This window comes from Alcaligenes sp. 13f, assembly GCF_020496585.1.
In the GTDB taxonomy this organism is placed as follows: Bacteria; Pseudomonadota; Gammaproteobacteria; order Burkholderiales; family Burkholderiaceae_B; genus Alcaligenes; species Alcaligenes phenolicus.
Map to the genome: position 1 here is coordinate 1 of NZ_JAHKKC010000043.1, position 17115 is coordinate 17115.

At 57.9% G+C, this 17115-nt stretch carries 14 protein-coding genes; 2 read left to right on the plus strand and 12 right to left on the minus strand.

Going from position 1 to position 17115, the window contains the following annotated elements:
- Positions 1–337: 337 nt before the first annotated feature.
- Both KOE80_RS19695 and KOE80_RS19700 read left to right on the plus strand, forming a co-directional pair.
- A complete protein-coding gene (locus KOE80_RS19695; RefSeq protein ID WP_052363008.1) occupies positions 338–601 on the plus strand; it encodes a helix-turn-helix domain-containing protein in 264 nt (87 codons plus the stop codon).
- Positions 601–1896, plus strand: coding sequence for a type II toxin-antitoxin system HipA family toxin (locus tag KOE80_RS19700; RefSeq protein WP_226349807.1), 1296 nt, complete (start codon positions 601–603; stop codon positions 1894–1896). Before KOE80_RS19695 ends, KOE80_RS19700 begins: the two co-directional genes overlap by 1 nt.
- A 36-nt stretch (positions 1897–1932) precedes the next feature.
- Here the strand turns inward: KOE80_RS19700 and flhF are convergent, their stop codons facing one another.
- The 12 genes from flhF to motA form a co-directional block, all read right to left on the minus strand.
- Positions 1933–4281: a flagellar biosynthesis protein FlhF gene (flhF, locus tag KOE80_RS19705; protein ID WP_226349808.1), complete on the minus strand. Its 2349-nt coding sequence runs from the start codon at positions 4279–4281 to the stop codon at positions 1933–1935.
- Positions 4278–6389, minus strand: coding sequence for a flagellar biosynthesis protein FlhA (gene flhA / locus KOE80_RS19710; RefSeq protein ID WP_226349809.1), 2112 nt, complete (start codon positions 6387–6389; stop codon positions 4278–4280). Before flhA ends, flhF begins: the two co-directional genes overlap by 4 nt.
- A gap of 5 nt (positions 6390–6394) precedes the next feature.
- Positions 6395–7546: a flagellar biosynthesis protein FlhB gene (gene flhB / locus KOE80_RS19715; RefSeq protein WP_226349810.1), complete on the minus strand. Its 1152-nt coding sequence runs from the start codon at positions 7544–7546 to the stop codon at positions 6395–6397.
- A gap of 215 nt (positions 7547–7761) precedes the next feature.
- Complete coding sequence (cheZ, locus tag KOE80_RS19720) at positions 7762–8403, minus strand: protein phosphatase CheZ (RefSeq protein ID WP_226349811.1); 642 nt, start codon at positions 8401–8403, stop codon at positions 7762–7764.
- A gap of 13 nt (positions 8404–8416) precedes the next feature.
- Positions 8417–8806, minus strand: a complete 390-nt coding sequence (gene cheY, locus KOE80_RS19725) for a chemotaxis response regulator CheY (protein WP_009458133.1) — start codon at positions 8804–8806, stop codon at positions 8417–8419.
- Between the two features lie 44 nt (positions 8807–8850).
- The gene (locus KOE80_RS19730) at positions 8851–9909 is read right to left on the minus strand and encodes a protein-glutamate methylesterase/protein-glutamine glutaminase (RefSeq protein ID WP_021446831.1); all 1059 of its coding nucleotides are present in this window, start codon (positions 9907–9909) and stop codon (positions 8851–8853) included.
- Between the two features lie 63 nt (positions 9910–9972).
- On the minus strand, positions 9973–10815 hold the full coding sequence (locus KOE80_RS19735; protein WP_226349812.1) for a CheR family methyltransferase: 843 nt from the start codon (positions 10813–10815) through the stop codon (positions 9973–9975).
- Positions 10816–10819: 4 nt separating this feature from the next.
- Entirely contained in the window at positions 10820–12556 is a 1737-nt protein-coding gene (locus KOE80_RS19740) for a methyl-accepting chemotaxis protein (protein ID WP_035269028.1), read from the minus strand.
- A gap of 127 nt (positions 12557–12683) precedes the next feature.
- The gene (locus KOE80_RS19745; RefSeq protein WP_009455177.1) at positions 12684–13184 is read right to left on the minus strand and encodes a chemotaxis protein CheW; all 501 of its coding nucleotides are present in this window, start codon (positions 13182–13184) and stop codon (positions 12684–12686) included.
- Between the two features lie 16 nt (positions 13185–13200).
- Positions 13201–15300, minus strand: coding sequence for a chemotaxis protein CheA (cheA, locus tag KOE80_RS19750; protein ID WP_226349813.1), 2100 nt, complete (start codon positions 15298–15300; stop codon positions 13201–13203).
- Positions 15301–15366: 66 nt separating this feature from the next.
- Positions 15367–16305, minus strand: a complete 939-nt coding sequence (motB, locus tag KOE80_RS19755) for a flagellar motor protein MotB (protein WP_026484569.1) — start codon at positions 16303–16305, stop codon at positions 15367–15369.
- A gap of 12 nt (positions 16306–16317) precedes the next feature.
- Positions 16318–17115, minus strand: a 798-nt coding sequence (gene motA / locus KOE80_RS19760) for a flagellar motor stator protein MotA (protein WP_226349814.1), incomplete at its 5' end; no start/stop codon positions are given.

Consider the following 17115-nt stretch of genomic DNA (forward strand, 5'->3'; position numbering starts at 1 on the left):
GGTCGCCCGGAACCAAGGAGTCCAGCGTGACCATTTCCCATTCATGTTGATAAGCAGTCGGGGTCTTAAGCATGAACGTATTATGAACAAGCCTGCTGTTTTATGGGAGGGTTTGTCAGCAGTCTGAAGCGCCAACTATTTAGTTGGCGCTTTTTTTGTCCTGCCCGAACACGGAGAACGCTGCAAGCCACGCTAAGGTACAAGGGCTGAACGCCCGAACGTTTGAATGCCTGAACTCCATTACATTAAATATGATGTATTCTTTGAATACACCAAAAACGATGTATATTTAAAATACATCAAATTTATTGTATTTTGAATTCACAGGAGCCAGGCGATGCCAACAAGACTAGACGCCATTGCACTGCACAGCCCGGAGCAAATGCCCAAGCTCATCCGCTCGTTGCGCAAGCGCAAAGGCTGGAGTCAGATAGAGCTGGCAGACAAGCTGAACACAACGCAGCAAGCCATTTCGCGCATGGAAAATGACGCGTCTGGCCTATCGCTTAAAAACCTGTTTTCGGTTCTGGCCGTCCTGGAAGCCAAGATCTCCATTATTGACGCTCACGAGCCTGACAAACCGGAATCTATGGAGTGGTGATGCCTGTTCTGGACCTGTGGATGAATGGTCTCTTCGTTGGAAAGTGGCATAAGCCTGCCCGCGGCCCATCACAACTTAGCTACGCGCCAGACTGGATCACCCATCCACAAGGCCGGCCGCTGTCTCTATCCCTGCCCTTTACATTCAACAATGAAGCACTTCGTGGCGAGGTCGTAGACAACTACTTTGAAAATCTGCTCCCCGACAATCCCGAGATTCGCCAACGCATCGCCTCCCGCTTCAAAACCCGCTCGCTGGAAACGTTTGCCTTGCTGGAAGCAATAGGTCGGGATGCTGCTGGTGCCGTGCAACTTCTGCCGGAGAACTCTCCAGCGCCGGAGATTCACACCCTCACGGCCCGTCCTCTTACCGAAAGTGACGTTGCCGAGCATTTGCGCGGCACAATTACCGCCCGCCAGGACCTGGCCCCCGAAGACTTTCGTTTTTCGCTGGCAGGTGCCCAGGAAAAAACGGCCCTGCTATGGCATCAAGGCCAATGGCACATTCCCCAGGGATCGACACCCAGCTCACACATCTTGAAACTACCCTTGGGATTGGCGGGCAATGTCCGCTTTGATCTGAGCCACTCGGTGGAAAACGAATGGCTCTGCATGGAGCTGCTCAAAGAACTGGGCTTGAATGTCGCCCACACCCAAATTGGCCAGTTTGAAGATCAAAAGGTTCTCATCGTGGAGCGCTTTGACCGTGTCTGGAGCCGTCATGGTCATTTGATACGCCTGCCCCATGAAGACCTGTTACAGGCAAGCGGTTTGCCCTCGCATGCCAAATACGAATCCGACGGTGGCCCTGGCATCCATACCATCATGCAGGTCTTATCCGGCTCGTCCAATGCTCTGGCTGACCGACAGGCTTTCTTCAAAACCTTGTTGGCCTTCTACTTGCTGGCCGCCCCAGATGGCCATGCCAAAAACTTCAGTCTGGCCATAGAACCTGGCGGCTACTTCCGTCTGGCACCACTTTACGATGTGCTCTCGGCCTGGCCTTGGGTAGGCACAAAACAAAATCAATGCCCTATTCAGCGCGTCAAAATGGCGATGGCACTACGCACCAGCAATACTCGCTACAAGATGCAGGAAATGCTTCTCAGGCATTGGCTTGCCGTAGGAAAAACCTATATAGGACAGCAAGCCACTGAATCCTTGATCGGAGACCTTCACCAGCTTGTAGAGCCAGCCATTCAAAATGTCTCGGCACGATTGCCAGCGCATTTCCCTGAACACATCAAAGACGCCATCTTCCAGGGCCTACGCAGCAACTTGCAGCGTTTGAAATAAAAAAGCCTGCCACACGGCAGGCTAATCTTGCTGAATTTAGCTCATCGCTTCCTTCAACACCAGCATCTTCACCAGCGCATCGACCGACTGACCAGATTTCAGGCTTGGTTTGCCCAGCAAGCGCGCGCTCAGCTGTCGCACACCCAGATTGTCCGGCGCTTGCAGCAGGTCCCAGGAAGCAAGCGTCAATTGGGCTGCAGCCAGCAAGTTAAGCTCTTCTTCGAACTCGGAATTGCTGGCGGGCAGAATGCCGCGCACGGTACTGAGCAGGCGGGCCATTTCCTGCACTTCGCTACGCAGCATCATGTAGCATGCCAGGCTGGCCGGGGCGATGGCCTCGGAGCCTGTGCACTGGTGCATCAAGGCAAAGCGGGTTTTCAGCACTTTGCCGTCGTGACGACGGACAGTGCGCAGGATGATCAGATCCAGATGCACAGGCTCGGCATTGCGTTGTCGCAACTGCACCGGCTCGACGGCGTACCACAGGGCAATTTCACCCAGCTTGGCACGGCCCAGCGTTTCCAGATGCAGACGCGCAGCCAGATCCGGAATCGCGTGGAAAGCCAGCTGTTTGCTCAGTGCATTGGGCGTGGTCTTGCCGTCCTTGTGCCACAAGGAGGTTGCACCTGGAATCAGGGCCAGCCAGTCGGCTTCCATATGGGCCCATTGACGCCACATGGTGGGCGAACCACCCTCAAAAATATGCAGCAGATTCACAGGCTGAGCCTGCGCATTCAGAACCTGCATGGCCTGATTCAAGGCTTGCGCGGGACCTGGCCGTTCCATGCTGCGCACGCCACGCACATCCGACCATTGCGAGGGCGTCTGGCGCTGATAGTACGGAACACTTAAGGCCTGACCTTTGGGGCTGAACAGGAAGCTGAACGAGCACTGTTCCTGACTGCCAGCAGGCTGATGATCGGCATGGATTACCAGCAGGCGAGACACATTGCCTTCGCTGACTTCCTGACACGCGGCACGCATCAAGCCTTCGGCACGTTGTGCTGCTGCCCCGTCCTGAATGGGGGCATTTTGTGCATGCAGATCGCGCCAGAAGTCGTAGGCTTCCGCGCAGGCCAGACGTTCGTCCAGATCCGCCGCTGCGCGACGGGCCTGCTCCAGGGCGATAGGCCCACCAGCCGAGGCCGCCGACAAAAGGCGTGGCAAGACGCGCACACGGCGTTCTTCCTCGGCCTGTTGTTCCTGGGCAGACTGACCACCACTTTCCAGCAAGGCGGCCAGATCGCCAGAACTGGGCGCGTACAAGGGACGCTGGTTCTCGCGCACTTGCAAGGCAGAGTCGACCAGTTCGGCTGCACTCATGAAGCGCAAATCCTCGGGCACTTTCTGGCCGTTGGACACGTAATGAATGGGCAGCTTGAAACGGATGGCGGTATCCAGCGGGCTGCCCAGCTTGATGGCCTCGTCCACCTTGGAGATGATGCAGCCGCTTAACGGTGTACCACCGTCCTGCGTGTAGCTACGGGCCACTTCGTCCAGGGTATCGCCCTGGCTGGCGGCATTAAGCACCAGCAAACGTTGCACCCGACGTCCAGCACCGGCCAGCAAGGCAGCCTGTTCTCGCACGTAACGGTCGCGCTGGCTGATGCCCATATTGTCGATCAGGATCACCTGATCAGGCCGCACGCCCAGCATCACGCTACGCAGTTGCGCTACGTCCTGCACGATATGCACGGTTACCCGCATCAGGTCGCCATAAATCTTCAGTTGCTCGTGGGCGCCGATCCGATAGGTATCGGTAGTCAGCAAAACCACTTTATCGGGACCGAAGCGACGCACAGCACGCGCGGCCAGTTTGGCCAGCGTGGTGGTCTTGCCCACACCCGTGGGGCCCACCAGCGCCAAGGCCAAACCGGGCTGCCACAAGGCGTCCTCGGAGCGCAGCACCGGCAAATGGGTTTCCAGTTCAGTACGCACCCATTGCAAGGCCGCACGCGCGCCCAGTTCTTCGGGCAAGCGCTTGAGCATGGCACGCAGCAAGGCGGTACTGAAACCTTGCGACAAGAGACTCTGAAACAGATTCACCGCCACCGGCGTGCGCCGCATCTGATGACTCCAGACCAGATCGTCCATGCGGCCTTCCAGGGCACCACGCAATGCCCCAATCGCACCCATCACATTGTCGGCGGCCGGTGGCGGGGCCATCTCCTGCTGACGTATGCCAGCGGCCTGATGCGGTGTGCTGCTGGGCATGGGCGCACGTTCAGTGGCACCACCGGGAACCGAGCTGGAATCGGTAGCGAGAATCTCCACCCCGCCATTCACGCGACGGTTGGACACAATCAAGGCATCGGGCCCCAAAGCGATACGCACCTGGCGCATGGCTTCACGGCTGGTACTACCAAAAAAGCGACTTATATTCATTCAGACTGACCAATAATGGTGGTGACCCGAAGGATGCGTTCTTCAGGAATTTCAGCGTTGGACAAGACACCCAGCTGTGGGATGTGGTGACGCAAGAAACGCGACAAGGTAGGCCGCAAAATAGGCGGCACAACCAGCACGGGCGGATCTCCATGTTCTTCTTGGAACTGGGCTGCCCGCATGGCATCGGTCAGCACCGACTCGGCCAGACCCGGCTCCAGCGCGCCGCTGCTGGTCAGTGCCTGCGTCATGACCCGCTCCAGACGGGCATCCAGACCAATCACACGCAGCTCGCCCTCGCCCGGGAACCACTGCTGCGCAATGGCACGGCCCAAGGCCACGCGTAAAACCGCCAGCAGTTCGCCCGCCTCCTGGCCGGGCTGAACCGCGCCGGGAGCCAGAATGCGCGGTGCATGTTCAGCCAGCGTTTCCACAATGCTACGCATATCGCGAATCGGCACATCTTCAGCCAGCAGACCACGCAAGACCTTGAGCAAGAGGCTCAGGGACAGGGTTTGCGGCACAAAATCTTCGACCAGCTTGGGCGCTTCGCGGCCCACGTGATCCAGCAATTGCTGCACTTCCTGACGGCCCAGCAAATCGGCCCCATGACGATGCAGCAAATGGTTGATATGCGTGGCAATCACCGTGCTGGCATCCACCACGGTATAGCCTGCAATCTGTGCCTGCTCGCGCATGCTGACATCCACCCACACGGCAGGCAGGCCGAAGGCCGGGTCCGTGGTCGGCGTGCCGGGCAACTTCATGGTGACACCACCAGGATCAATCGCCAGCCACTGCCCCGGCGTGGCGGTGCCACGGCCGATCTCCACCCCGGCCAGCAGGATGCGATAGTCGTTGGGTTTGAGCTCCAGATTGTCCCGAATGTGGACCACGGGCGGCAAAAAGCCCACTTCCTGCGCAAACTTCTTACGCAAGCTGCGGATACGATGTAGCAGCTCGCCATTTTGCGCATGGTCCACCAAGGAGATCAGGCGATAGCCCACTTCCAGACCCAGGGGGTCCACCATGGACACGTCATTCCAGCTGGCTTCACTGGCGGCAGAATCGGCCGCGGCCAAGACTTCATCATTGGGTTCGCTGGCTTGCTGCTGCTGTTGGACCTGATGCTTTTGCATCATCCAGGCTCCAGCACCCAATATCGCGGCCAGTAACAGGAATACCAGATTGGGCATGCCGGGAATCAGTCCCATCAAACCCAAAATACCGGCGGTGATATACAGCACCATGGGGTTGCGGAAAAGCTGGCTGACCATTTGCTGGCCCACGTCCTCATCCGTCGCCACACGCGACACCACCACACCGGCGGCGGTGGAAATGATCAGGGCAGGAATCTGGGCGACCAGACCGTCACCAATGGTCAACAAAGTGTAAACGCGACCGGCTTCCGAGAAAGACAAGTCATGCTGCAGGACACCGATGATCAGACCGCCAATCACGTTAATGACCATGATCAGCAAACCCGCCACCGCGTCACCGCGCACGAATTTGCTGGCACCGTCCATGGAGCCGTAAAACTCGGCTTCCTGCGAAACTTCGGTACGGCGACGACGGGCATCGTCTTCGCCAATCAGGCCGGCATTCAAGTCGGCATCAATGGCCATTTGCTTGCCCGGCAAGGCATCCAGGGTAAAACGCGCCCCCACTTCCGCAATACGGCCCGCACCCTTGGTAATCACCACAAAGTTGATGATGACCAGAATCACGAACACGATCAGGCCCACGGCAAAGTTACCGCCCACCAGAAAGTGGCCAAAAGCCTCAATCACCTGACCGGCAGCATCCGGGCCTTTGTGGCCGTTCATCAGTACCACTCGCGTCGAGGCCACGTTCAGAGAAAGGCGCAACAAGGTCGCAAACAGCAGCACTGCCGGGAAAGCCGCAAAATCCAGTGGCTTTTTGGTGAACATGGCCACCAGCAGGATCATGACAGCCAGGGCGATATTGAAGGTGAACAGCAGGTCCAGCAGAAACGGTGGCAAGGGCAGAATCATCATGGCCATCACCATGAGGATCAGCACCGGACCCGCTAAAAGCCGGGCGTGTTGACCACCGTTTTGTTTCAGTAAGGCAAAAAAATTGTTCATTGCTTTTAATGTTTGCGCGAACGCAGTGGACCTTCATCCATGCCTGTCGGCACTTTCAATCGGGTGGGCATGATCGGGCGCTCGCCCTGCCCCTTGTTCCAGTTACGAAGCTGATAAACCCAGGCCAGCACTTCGGCCACGGCCGAGTACAAGTCCACGGGAATCTCGCGCTCCAGTTCGACATTGAAGTACAGGGCCCGCGCCAGCGCGGGTGCCTCCAGCGTGGCCACTTTATGCTCTGCCGCCAGACCGCGAATCTTGGCGGCGATCAAACCCGTGCCTTTGGCAACGACACGGGGCGCCCCGCTCTTGCCGTCCTGATACTTCAAGGCCACCGCATAATGCGTAGGGTTGGTAACCACCACATCGGCCCCCGGCACCTGGGACATCATGCGCGAACGGGCCATGGACCGTTGCTGCTGCCGAATGCGCCCTTTCACATGCGGGTCACCCTCGCTTTCCTTATGTTCTTCTTTCACATCCTGGCGCGACATGCGCAGCTTTTTGTAAAAGCTCCACAACTGCCAGGGCGCATCAATCAAGACAATCACCAGCAAGCTGGCGGCGATCAGGGCACAACACTTGATGATCAGTGTCATTCCCGTGGCAATGGCCGCCGTGGGATGCACATACATCAGGGCCGTCATCTGCTCGCGCTCGGTCCAGATCACATACACCGCCACCGAACCCACCAGACCGGCTTTGGCCAGGGTCTTGATCAGCTCGATCACGGTCTGCATGGAAAACATGCGCTTGATGCCCTTGGCCGGATTCATGCGCTCGAACTTGGGCTGCAAGGCCTTGCCGCTAAAGCTCATGCCGCCCAGGGCGATAGAGGCAAAGATCGCGACCACAACCAGCAGCAGGAACAGCGGTGCCAGACCTTTTAATGCTTCGCCTGCCAGACCGGCCGCCTGCACCACCATGGCGCTGGGATCGTGCGCTACGCGCGGATCAAACCAGACGCTGCGACGCACAATGCCGCCAAAAGTCTCGTACAAATAGCTGGCCCCGGCCCAGATTCCGCCAATCCCGGCCAGCAGCATCAGGAATGTCGTCAGCTCTCTGGAACGCGCCACCTGCCCTTCTTCCCGCGCCTTTTCCAGGCGCCGGGGTGAGGCCGGTTCCGTTTTTTCGAGATCGCTGTCTTCTGCCATGGACTGCCAAGACGCAGGAATTGAAAGAATGAATCACGCGCCCAGCACGAATGTCGCGTTCGCACTGCAGGCCGCGGGGTCATTCTAAAAGAGCACCGCGGCTCTGATAGCGCGGAGAAAGCCCGATAAAAGCAGGCTGTTCCCCACAAGCAAAAAGGCGCTGCAAGGTGCAGCGCCTTTCTGAAGCGAACGCGATGATCGAATTTGGGCGGGGCTTAAAAGCCCAGATTCGCCAGCAAGTCGTCCACCTGGTCCTGGCTGGTGACCACTTCCGAGGCTACCGGCGAGACCACCGGGCCGTTGATAAGGCTTTGAGTTTCTTCGCGTTTTTCTGTGGGGACATTATCGACCAGCACCTGGACCAGTTCGGTCTCGATGGTGCCAACCACACCCAGCATGCGCGTGATCACCTGCCCGGTCAGATCCTGAAAGTCCTGGGCCATGATGATTTCCAGCAGATTGTCCTGCGTCTGCTGGGCCTTGACGGGCACATCGCGCAAGAAGCCGCGGGTACGCTTGACCAGTTCGCGGGCCTGGTCCTGGTCCAGAGGCTGTTCAAACCACTGTTCCCATTCGGCATCCAGCGCCTGGGCGTCCTCTTGCAAGGATTCTTGCAAAGGACGCACCTGCTCGGCGGCGTTCAGCACGCGGTTGGCGGCTTGCTCGGTCATGCGAGCCACATAGTGCAGACGATCGCGGGCATCCGGAATCGCGTGCGCGGCATCTTTAATGGCCTGATCCAGCCCCAGTTCGCGCATGCTTTCCCGCAGCAGGCGGGTCAGATTGGCGATGCGGTAGACCAGATCAACCGGTACGTTCTGGGGGTCGGGATGAGTCGGTGTTTGCTGTGGATCCATGACGTACTCCGTATTAACCGGCCATTTTCTCGAAGATCTTGTTCAGTTTCTCTTCCAGTGTTGCGGCGGTAAAGGGTTTGACGACGTAGCCATTGGCGCCCGCCTGGGCGGCGGCAATAATGTTCTCTTTCTTGGCTTCGGCGGTCACCATCAGCACCGGCAAAGAGGACAGATTGGCATCGGCACGAATCTGCTTGAGCATTTCCAGCCCGTCCAGATTGGGCATGTTCCAGTCAGAGACCACGAACTCGAAATTGCCATTGCGCAATTTTTCCAGGCCCATCTGACCATCTTCCGCTTCGTCCACGTTTTCGTATCCCAGATCCTTGAGCAGGTTCTTGATGATCCGGCGCATGGTGGGAAAGTCATCGACGACGAGAATCTTTATATTTTTTTGTACCATTTACATTCTCCAAATGAGTAGCATGCCAGTGCGTTCAGGACCGCTTATACGCGGTGCCCAAAGGCCCCCACACTGGCCAGAATTCGTTCGCTAATCTGCCCCAAAGGCAAGGCGATATCCGCCGCGCCAATTTGCAAGGCTTCACGCGGCATGCCAAAGACCACGCTGGTGGCCTCGTCCTGCGCAAAGGTCATGGCACCGGCCTGTTTCATGGCCAGCAAGCCCTGTGCACCATCCTTGCCCATGCCAGTCAGAATGACCCCCACGGCATTGCGTCCGGCCAGTTCGGCGGCAGAGTGAAACAGCACATCGACCGAGGGCCGGTGGCGGTTGACGGGTTCACTGTCCACCAGCTTGACCACATAATTGGCACCCGAGCGGGCCAGCTTCATGTGCGCCACGCCACCAGGAGCCAGATACACGTGGCCGGGCAAGACACGCTGACCATCTTCGGCCTCGTGCACCTGCATGGAGCACAGACCATCCAGGCGGTTCACAAACGAGCGCGTGAAACCGGCCGGCATATGTTGGGTAATCATGATGGCCGGACAATTGGCCGGCAAAGGCTCCAGCACCTGACGAATGGCCTCGGTGCCGCCGGTGGATGCACCGATCATGATCAGCTTTTCAGTGGTCGAAAAGTTGTGCGTCAGGCGACGAGCCGGAGCGGACCCTGCCGGGGCCGGGGTCGCACGACGCGGACGGGCAATGGACGCGGCGCGGATCTTGTCGGCGATCAAATCCGAGTAATCCAGCAAGCCATCACGCAGGCCCAGCTTGGGCTTGGTCACAAAGTCCACTGCGCCCAGCTCCAGGGCACGCAAGGTCACGTCCGAATTGCGCTCGGTCAGCGAGGACACCATCACCACGGGCATGGGACGCAAGCGCATAAGGCGCTCCAGAAAGTCCAGCCCGTCCATACGCGGCATCTCGACGTCCAGCGTCAGCACATCCGGATTGTGTTCTTTGATCAGCTCGCGCGCCACCAGCGGATCGGGGGCCACGGCCACCACTTCCATATCCGCATGACTGTTGATAATTTCCACCATCAGGCTGCGCACCAGGGCGGAATCGTCTACACACAAAACTCGAATTTTCTTCATGCTACTCATAATCCCGATTTCAAGCGCCAACAGAGCTCAGGGCCTGGCAAGACTCCATAGCCCCTAGTTCCGGACATACACCGTCTGACCGAGCAAGCGAAAGGCCTTGGTCAGGTAGGAGAAGTTCTCGGAATGCCCCACAAACAACAGGCCACCCGGTTTGGTGACGGCGGCGAATCGCTCCAGGATGCGTGTCTGATCGTCCCGGTCAAAATAAATCATGGTGTTTCTACAAAAGATCACATCAAAGCGGCTGGTCGAAGGCCAGGCCGAGCCCACCAGATTGAACTCCTCGAACTCCACCATATTGCGCAACACGGGCTTGACGCGTGCCAGCCCCTTGCGAGCGCCCACACCACGCTGGAAATAACGCGGCAGCCACAGATCGGGCACGGGCTGAATGCGCTCCAGGGTGTACATGCCCTGTCGGGCCTTGTCCAAGGCAGCCGAATCAATATCACTGGCCAGAATCGACACGTTCACATCCGGCGAGGGACAGTGCTCGCGCACCGTCATGGCAATGGAATACGCTTCCTCGCCCGTAGAGGCGGCGCTGCACCAGATATCCAGGGGTTTGCCGCGTGTACTGACAAACTTGCCTAGAATATCGAAATGATGCTGCTCGCGAAAAAATGCGGTGTGATTGATGGTGAAGGCATTGACGAAGTCCTGCCACTCCTGGCTATGCGTGTCCTGCTCCAGAACATCCAGATACTGACGCACCTCCCGCAGCCCCGCACTCTGACTGCGCATACCCAATGTGCGGGCCACCATATCTTCTTTGTGGGTACCTAAGATGATGCCCGCATACGACTTGAGCAAGCGCGCGGCTCGCTCACAGTCGGCCCTCGAGGCTTGCGGGATCGAGGGCAATGTATAAACAAAAGGTTCCACAGATGTGCTCATATAACTACAGGCTGGCCAAGGTCCCGCTAAAAGGCCCCGCCGACAGACGCTCGGTAGAACGTAATCGTTCCGGCTCGGGCGCTTCAAACGGATCATCAATAATGTCTTGCGCACTGACTTTGAACGCCGACACCGCATCGGACAAACGGGTCGCCTGATCCTGCAAGGAGCCCGCCGCAGCGGTAGCCTGCTCGACCAGGGCCGCGTTCTGCTGCACAACCACATCCATTTGCGCAACCGCCCGGTTCACCTGCTCAATTCCTTCGGACTGCTCGTTTGAAGCCGAGGAGATTTCCGCCATGATGGTCGTTACGCTCTGTACCGAGCTGACCACTTCCATGACCACCTTGCCCGCCTCATCCACCTGTCGAGTCCCTTCTTTCACTTTGGCCAGCGACTGCTCGATCAAGCCCTTGATCTCACGCGCCGCTTGCGCACTGCGCTGGGCCAGACTGCGTACTTCACCAGCCACCACCGCAAAACCCTTGCCCTGCTCGCCTGCACGGGCGGCTTCCACCGCGGCGTTCAAGGCCAGAATATTAGTCTGGAAGGCAATGCCGTCGATCACGTTCACGATCTGGGCAATCTGTCCCGAACTGGCCGACAAGTCTTCCATGGTTTGCACCACGGTAGAGACCGCCTGGCCACCGCGCAGAGCCACTTCGGAAGCATTCTTGGCAACCTGATCCGCTTGCTGGGCATTGTCCGAGTTCTGACGAACCGTGCTGGCCAACTGCTCCATGCTGGCCGCAGTCTGCTGCAAGGAGGCGGCCTGCTCTTCCGTGCGACTGCTCAAGTCCGTATTGCCCACATAGATTTCATGCGAGCCAAAAGTGATCTCTTCCACGCCCTGGCGCACGGTCTGCACCATGGACTGCAAGCTGCCCTGCATGCGACGCACAGCGTCATACAGCACACCAATTTCATTGGTGGACTTCACTTCCACGCGCTGGGTCAGATCCCCGCTGGCGATGCGATCAAAGTGCGCACCGGCCTGACGCAAGGGGCGCAACACCATGCGATTCAAGAACACATACACGGCCAAGGAGATAAACAGACAAAGCACCATGGCCAGACCCACCAGACGGATCACCATGTTGTACTGGTCGTTTTCTTTCTGGTATTGCGAGTCGATAGAACGCTGCTGAGCTTCCTGCAAGGTGTTCAAGGCGCTGTACAGATCCTCTTCCAGGAACTTGGTGGTAGTCGCCACATAGCTGCGGAAACCCGCAATATCACCTTGCTCCAGATAGGCGATCAAGGGCAGCACGCCACCTTGCATCAGGGACATGAACGCCGCATCGACACGCTGGTAGTAATCGTTGGTGCCTTCCAGCTGGGTGGCAACACCCTGGTATTCAAAGAAGGCTTCCTGGGCCAGTTCAAACTGCTTGCGCGTGGCATCCAGAGCATCCCGAGTTGCCGAGCTGATCGCCGAGGTTTTGGGAGCCACATCGCTCCACTCGGCCATCAAGTCCTGGTTTTGCAGATCATTGCTGACCACATAGCTGATGGCCGCTCGTCCAATCAGGGTTTGAGTCTCTTTGTAGCGCTCGATGGCCTGATACATGGCCGAGCCTACACGCTGATTGACCACGATGCTTTGCAGCGCACCGTTATTGGCGCGCAAGGACAAAATCCCCAGAGCGGCGCCTGCCACCAGCATTGCTAAAAAAAACACCAGTACCAGAATCAGACTGGTCCGCACCTTCAGATTGGCTAAACGTAATCCATCCAGCATTGCAAGCACCTTGTCTAGAGTAGATCCGAACATCAGAGGCGCTTGTGACGCCTCCCCCGGCCCGAACATTCCTTGAAGGACCCGTTAAACAAGTCCCCGCCTGGCAAGTCTTTGCAGACTCGGGCGATCAGGCCACTGCGCTGTCAACCAGAGCCATCTCTTCACTGGTCATCAGTTTTTCAATATCCACCAAAATCAGCATGCGTTCACCCAGCGTGCCGATCCCGGTCAGGTACTCGGTCGAGAAAGCGGTGCCAAAGCTGGGGGCGGCACTGATCTGGGACGACTGCAAAACCAGCACGTCCGATACACCATCCACCACCACGCCCACTACGCGGTCGTGCAGATTCAGAATCACCACCACGGTCTGGTGGTCGTACTCCACCCGCTCCATGTTGAAGCGCACCCGCAAGTCGGCAATAGGCACAATCACACCGCGCAGATTGGTGACACCCTTGATGAAGTTGGGCACGTTGGCAATACGCGTTACGGTCTGGGAGTCGTAGCCCCGGATCTCCTGAACTTTCAGAATATCGATGCCGTATTCCTGGTCGCCCAGAGTAAATACCAGATACTCCTTGCCGCCAGCCTCGGCAGCTTCGGAGTGGGAAGTAAAGTCGTTGGACATAAAGATCTCCGAATAATCAGGCCCACGTCGAGGCGGGGTCCCGCGCCAGACGTTGCAAGGCAAAAACATCAACAATCAGGGCTACGCTGCCATCGCCCAAAATGGTGGCAGCGGAAATACCCGGAATTTTTCTATAGTTGGCTTCCAGGTTCTTGACCACGACTTGATGCTGACCGATCAGGTGATCGACCAGCAAGGCAAAGCGCATGTCTTCGGCCTGCAAGATAACGGCAATCGCGCGAGTCACATCGGTCTCGGCCCCTTCAACCGAGAAGATGTCACGCAGGGAAATCAGGGGCAGATACTCGCCACGCACAAACATGACGTGATCGGTATCGGTTACGCTGCGCAACTGCTCTTCAGTGGGCTGCATGGATTCGGTTACGTGAGCCAGCGGCAGGATGAACACTTCATTGCCCACCTGGACCGACATGCCGTCCAGAATCGCCAGCGTCAGCGGCAGAACAATACGGGTGGTTGTTCCCTTGCCCGCACGCGAGTACAGCTGCACGTGGCCGCCCATGCTTTGGATATTGCGTCGCACCACGTCCATGCCCACACCACGCCCGGAAATTTCCGTAACCTTGTCGGCGGTGGAAAAACCGGGGGCAAAGATCAACTGCCAAACTTCGTCGTCCGGCATGCTCTCGGTTACCGGCAGGCCCGAGGACATGGCTTTTTTCAGAATACGTTCGCGGTTCAGGCCGGCACCATCATCCACCACTTCAAGAATGATGTGGCCACCCTGGTGCTGGGCCGACAAGGTCAGCACGCCCTCTTCTTCCTTGCCCGCTGCCAGCCGATCCTCGGGCATTTCAATGCCGTGGTCGATACTGTTGCGCACCAGGTGGGTCAGCGGATCAATAATGCGTTCGATCAGGCTCTTGTCCAGTTCGGTGGCCTGCCCTTTGGTGACCAGACGAATCTTCTTGTTCATGCGCGCGGCACTTTCACGCACCACACGCGGGAAGCGGCTGAACACATAGTCCATCGGCATCATGCGGATGGACATTACGGACTCTTGCAGGTCGCGCGCATTGCGCTCCAGCTGCTCAATGCCGTTCAGCAAGCGATCGTGCACCACCGGATCCAGTGTCGAGGCCGTTTGCACCAGCATGGCTTGTGTAATGACCAGCTCGCCCACCAGGTTGATGATCTGGTCGACTTTCTCCACGCCCACACGGATCGTGCCGGACTCTTTGGGAGCAGCAGCCTTGGCCGGTTTGTCGGCGGCTTTGGGAGCGGCAACAGGCGCAGGCGCTTCGGTTTTTTCTGGTTCAGCGGCAACAGGGGCCGTTGCGGGAGCCGGAGCAGCCGGTGCAGCGACGGGGGCTGCAGGCTCGGCAGCCCCTGCGGCGGGAACTGAGGCCGAGGCTGCTGCGGCAGCGGCTGGAGCCGCCGCCTGTCCTGGGGCTGCGGCCGGCTTTACCGACACCTGATCGGCATTCAGAATAAAGCAGCACACGGCCAGAATATCGTCAGCCGAACCCGTGGTTTCCACCCAGATATCCAGGCGATCACCTTCGCGAGTTTGATGGACGATGGTGCCCATCAACTCCATTTCTTGTTGCAGCGCCTCGGCATCCTTATCCGACACCGGCCCCATGGACACCCACAGTGGCAAGCCATCCGTGTTGGCAGCCGGTTCCGGCTCGGGTTCCGATTCGGCTTGCAGGATCGCTTCGGTTCCTTTCGTGTCGGTTGCCAGAATGCCCTTTTGTTCCAGGGCCAATTGCCTCAGTTGCGCGCAGATGCGGGTGTAGGCTTCCTCGTCAGGCTCCTGTTCCTCGCGGTAGGCATTGACTTGTCCGGTTAGCACGTCCTTGGTTTCCAGAAAGAGGTCAATCATGTCCTTGCGCAATTGCATCTCGCCATTACGGACCAGATCGAGCAGATTTTCGAGTAAGTGGGTGGTTTCAGCCAACTGACCGAAGCAACCAAACGTGCCTGCGCCACCCTTGATCGAGTGTGCGGCCCGGAAGATGGCATTGAGCTGATCGCGGTCAGGCTCGTCCAGATCCAGCTCCAGCAGCAAGCGCTCCATGTCCGCCAGCAACTCATCGGCTTCATCGAAAAAGGTTTCGTAAAACTGACTCAGATCCACGCCGGAGCTCATGAACACTTCCTTCTTGGTTATGGCTTAGAACAACAAAACAAAAAGCACAGCCCAAACACCCAGGCCTCAAGGCACTACTGGCAAGGCAGAAGGCATTTCAGGCAGACCAGGAATATGAATACTGATTGGCCCCTCGGTCTCCTGCATGGCTTCGCGCAAATCAAATTCTTCCGAACCGCTTGCGGCTTGCTCGTCCATGCGTCGTTCCGCCCGGCTATTGAGCACGAGCAGGCTGATACGTCGATTTACGGCTGCCGCTGGGTTATCTTTAACCAGGCTTACACTATCGGCCAAACCCACGACCTGCTTGACTTTGGCCTCGGCCAGGCCACCGGCCACCAGCTCCTGTCGGGCGGCGTTGGCTCGGTCGGCAGACAGCTCCCAGTTACTGTACAGACGCTCGCCACTGGCGTATTGCAGCGAGTCAGTATGTCCGGAGATCAGAATCCGATTCGGCATCTCGTTCAGGGGAGCGCTGAGCGAACGCAAAATGGCTCGCATGTAAATCTGCACTTGCGCACTGCCGGTGGAGAACATGGGGCGGCTTTGACGATCAATAATCTGAATGCGCAAACCATCCTGGGTCATGTCCAGCAACAATTGCGGACGGAACTCTTGCAGGACGGGGTCAATGCGGATCAGCTCTTCCAGGGCCGATTTCAAATCTTCCAGGCGCTCCACATCCTGGCGATCATCGGCCGCCTGGCTGTTGTTCGTGCCGGGGTGGGGATTGGGAACCAGGCTGGGCTGGCCCCCGGGAATGACGCTGCGCGAATAATCCGCCTGATAGCCGCCCGAGACGGCGTCCATCAAGGGCATGCGAAAGTAGTCGGCAATTTCCTTCAAGTCCTGCTTGGGAACCAGGGAAAGAATCCACATCACCAGGAAAAAAGCCATCATCGCCGTCATGAAGTCGGCGTAGGCAATTTTCCAGCTACCACCATGATGCTCGGCATGGGCCGTCTTCTTGCGACGGATGACCACGCGATCTTTATGATTGCTCATGAACGCATCCGCTTAGGCTTTGCGACCAGCACCCGAGCGGGCCTGACGTACATGCTCTTCCAGTTCCTGGAACGAAGGGCGATCGGAGGAAAACAGCACTTTACGGCCAAATTCCACGGCAAGCTGGGGCGGGTAGCCATTCAGATTGGCCAGCAAGGTGACCTTGATGCACTCGAGCACCTTGACCGAATCCGAAGTACGACGCTCGATGGTCGCCGCCAAAGGAGCCACAAAACCATAGGCCAGCAAAATACCCAGAAAGGTACCGACCATGGCCTTGGAGATCAGATCAGCCAGCACGGCAGGCGGCTGGTCGACGGAAGCCAGCGCTTTGACCACCCCCAGCACCGCCGCCACAATCCCGAAAGCGGGCAAGGCGTCGGCCACTTCACGCAAGGCGCGTGCCGGCACGTTGCGTTCGTGCTGGTGGGTCTCGATATCCTGGTCCATCAGCGTTTCGATTTCAAACGAGCTCATATTGCCGCTGATCATCAAACGCAGGTAGTCGGATACAAAGTTCATCAGGGCCGGATCTTTCACCACATTGGGGTAGTCAGCAAAGATAGGACTTTGTTCGGGGTTTTCGATGTCGGCTTCGATGGACATCATGCCATCGCGGCGTGCCTTGTTCAGCAGCACGGACAGCATGCCCATCAACTGCATGTACAACTGCTTGTTGTAGGGACTGCTGCGAAAGGCAATGGGCAAGGCTTTGGCCAGCAGCTTGATGGACTTGCCGCTGTTGGACGCAAAATAGGCCCCCAGGGCCGCGCCACCAATCAGCAGTAATTCAAAAGGCTGGTATAAGGC

Coding starts and splice junctions, on each gene's coding strand:
- motB (WP_026484569.1), bottom strand. CDS start 16,305: ATGAGCAATCATAAAGATCGCGTGGTCATCCGTCGCAAGAAGACGGCC.
- flhF (WP_226349808.1), bottom strand. CDS start 4,281: ATGAATATAAGTCGCTTTTTTGGTAGTACCAGCCGTGAAGCCATGCGC.
- KOE80_RS19700 (WP_226349807.1), top strand. CDS start 601: ATGCCTGTTCTGGACCTGTGGATGAATGGTCTCTTCGTTGGAAAGTGG.
- KOE80_RS19745 (WP_009455177.1), bottom strand. CDS start 13,184: ATGTCCAACGACTTTACTTCCCACTCCGAAGCTGCCGAGGCTGGCGGC.
- cheY (WP_009458133.1), bottom strand. CDS start 8,806: ATGGTACAAAAAAATATAAAGATTCTCGTCGTCGATGACTTTCCCACC.
- KOE80_RS19735 (WP_226349812.1), bottom strand. CDS start 10,815: ATGAGCACATCTGTGGAACCTTTTGTTTATACATTGCCCTCGATCCCG.
- flhA (WP_226349809.1), bottom strand. CDS start 6,389: ATGAACAATTTTTTTGCCTTACTGAAACAAAACGGTGGTCAACACGCC.
- KOE80_RS19730 (WP_021446831.1), bottom strand. CDS start 9,909: ATGAAGAAAATTCGAGTTTTGTGTGTAGACGATTCCGCCCTGGTGCGC.
- KOE80_RS19695 (WP_052363008.1), top strand. CDS start 338: ATGCCAACAAGACTAGACGCCATTGCACTGCACAGCCCGGAGCAAATG.
- flhB (WP_226349810.1), bottom strand. CDS start 7,546: ATGGCAGAAGACAGCGATCTCGAAAAAACGGAACCGGCCTCACCCCGG.
- cheZ (WP_226349811.1), bottom strand. CDS start 8,403: ATGGATCCACAGCAAACACCGACTCATCCCGACCCCCAGAACGTACCG.
- cheA (WP_226349813.1), bottom strand. CDS start 15,300: ATGAGCTCCGGCGTGGATCTGAGTCAGTTTTACGAAACCTTTTTCGAT.
- KOE80_RS19740 (WP_035269028.1), bottom strand. CDS start 12,556: ATGCTGGATGGATTACGTTTAGCCAATCTGAAGGTGCGGACCAGTCTG.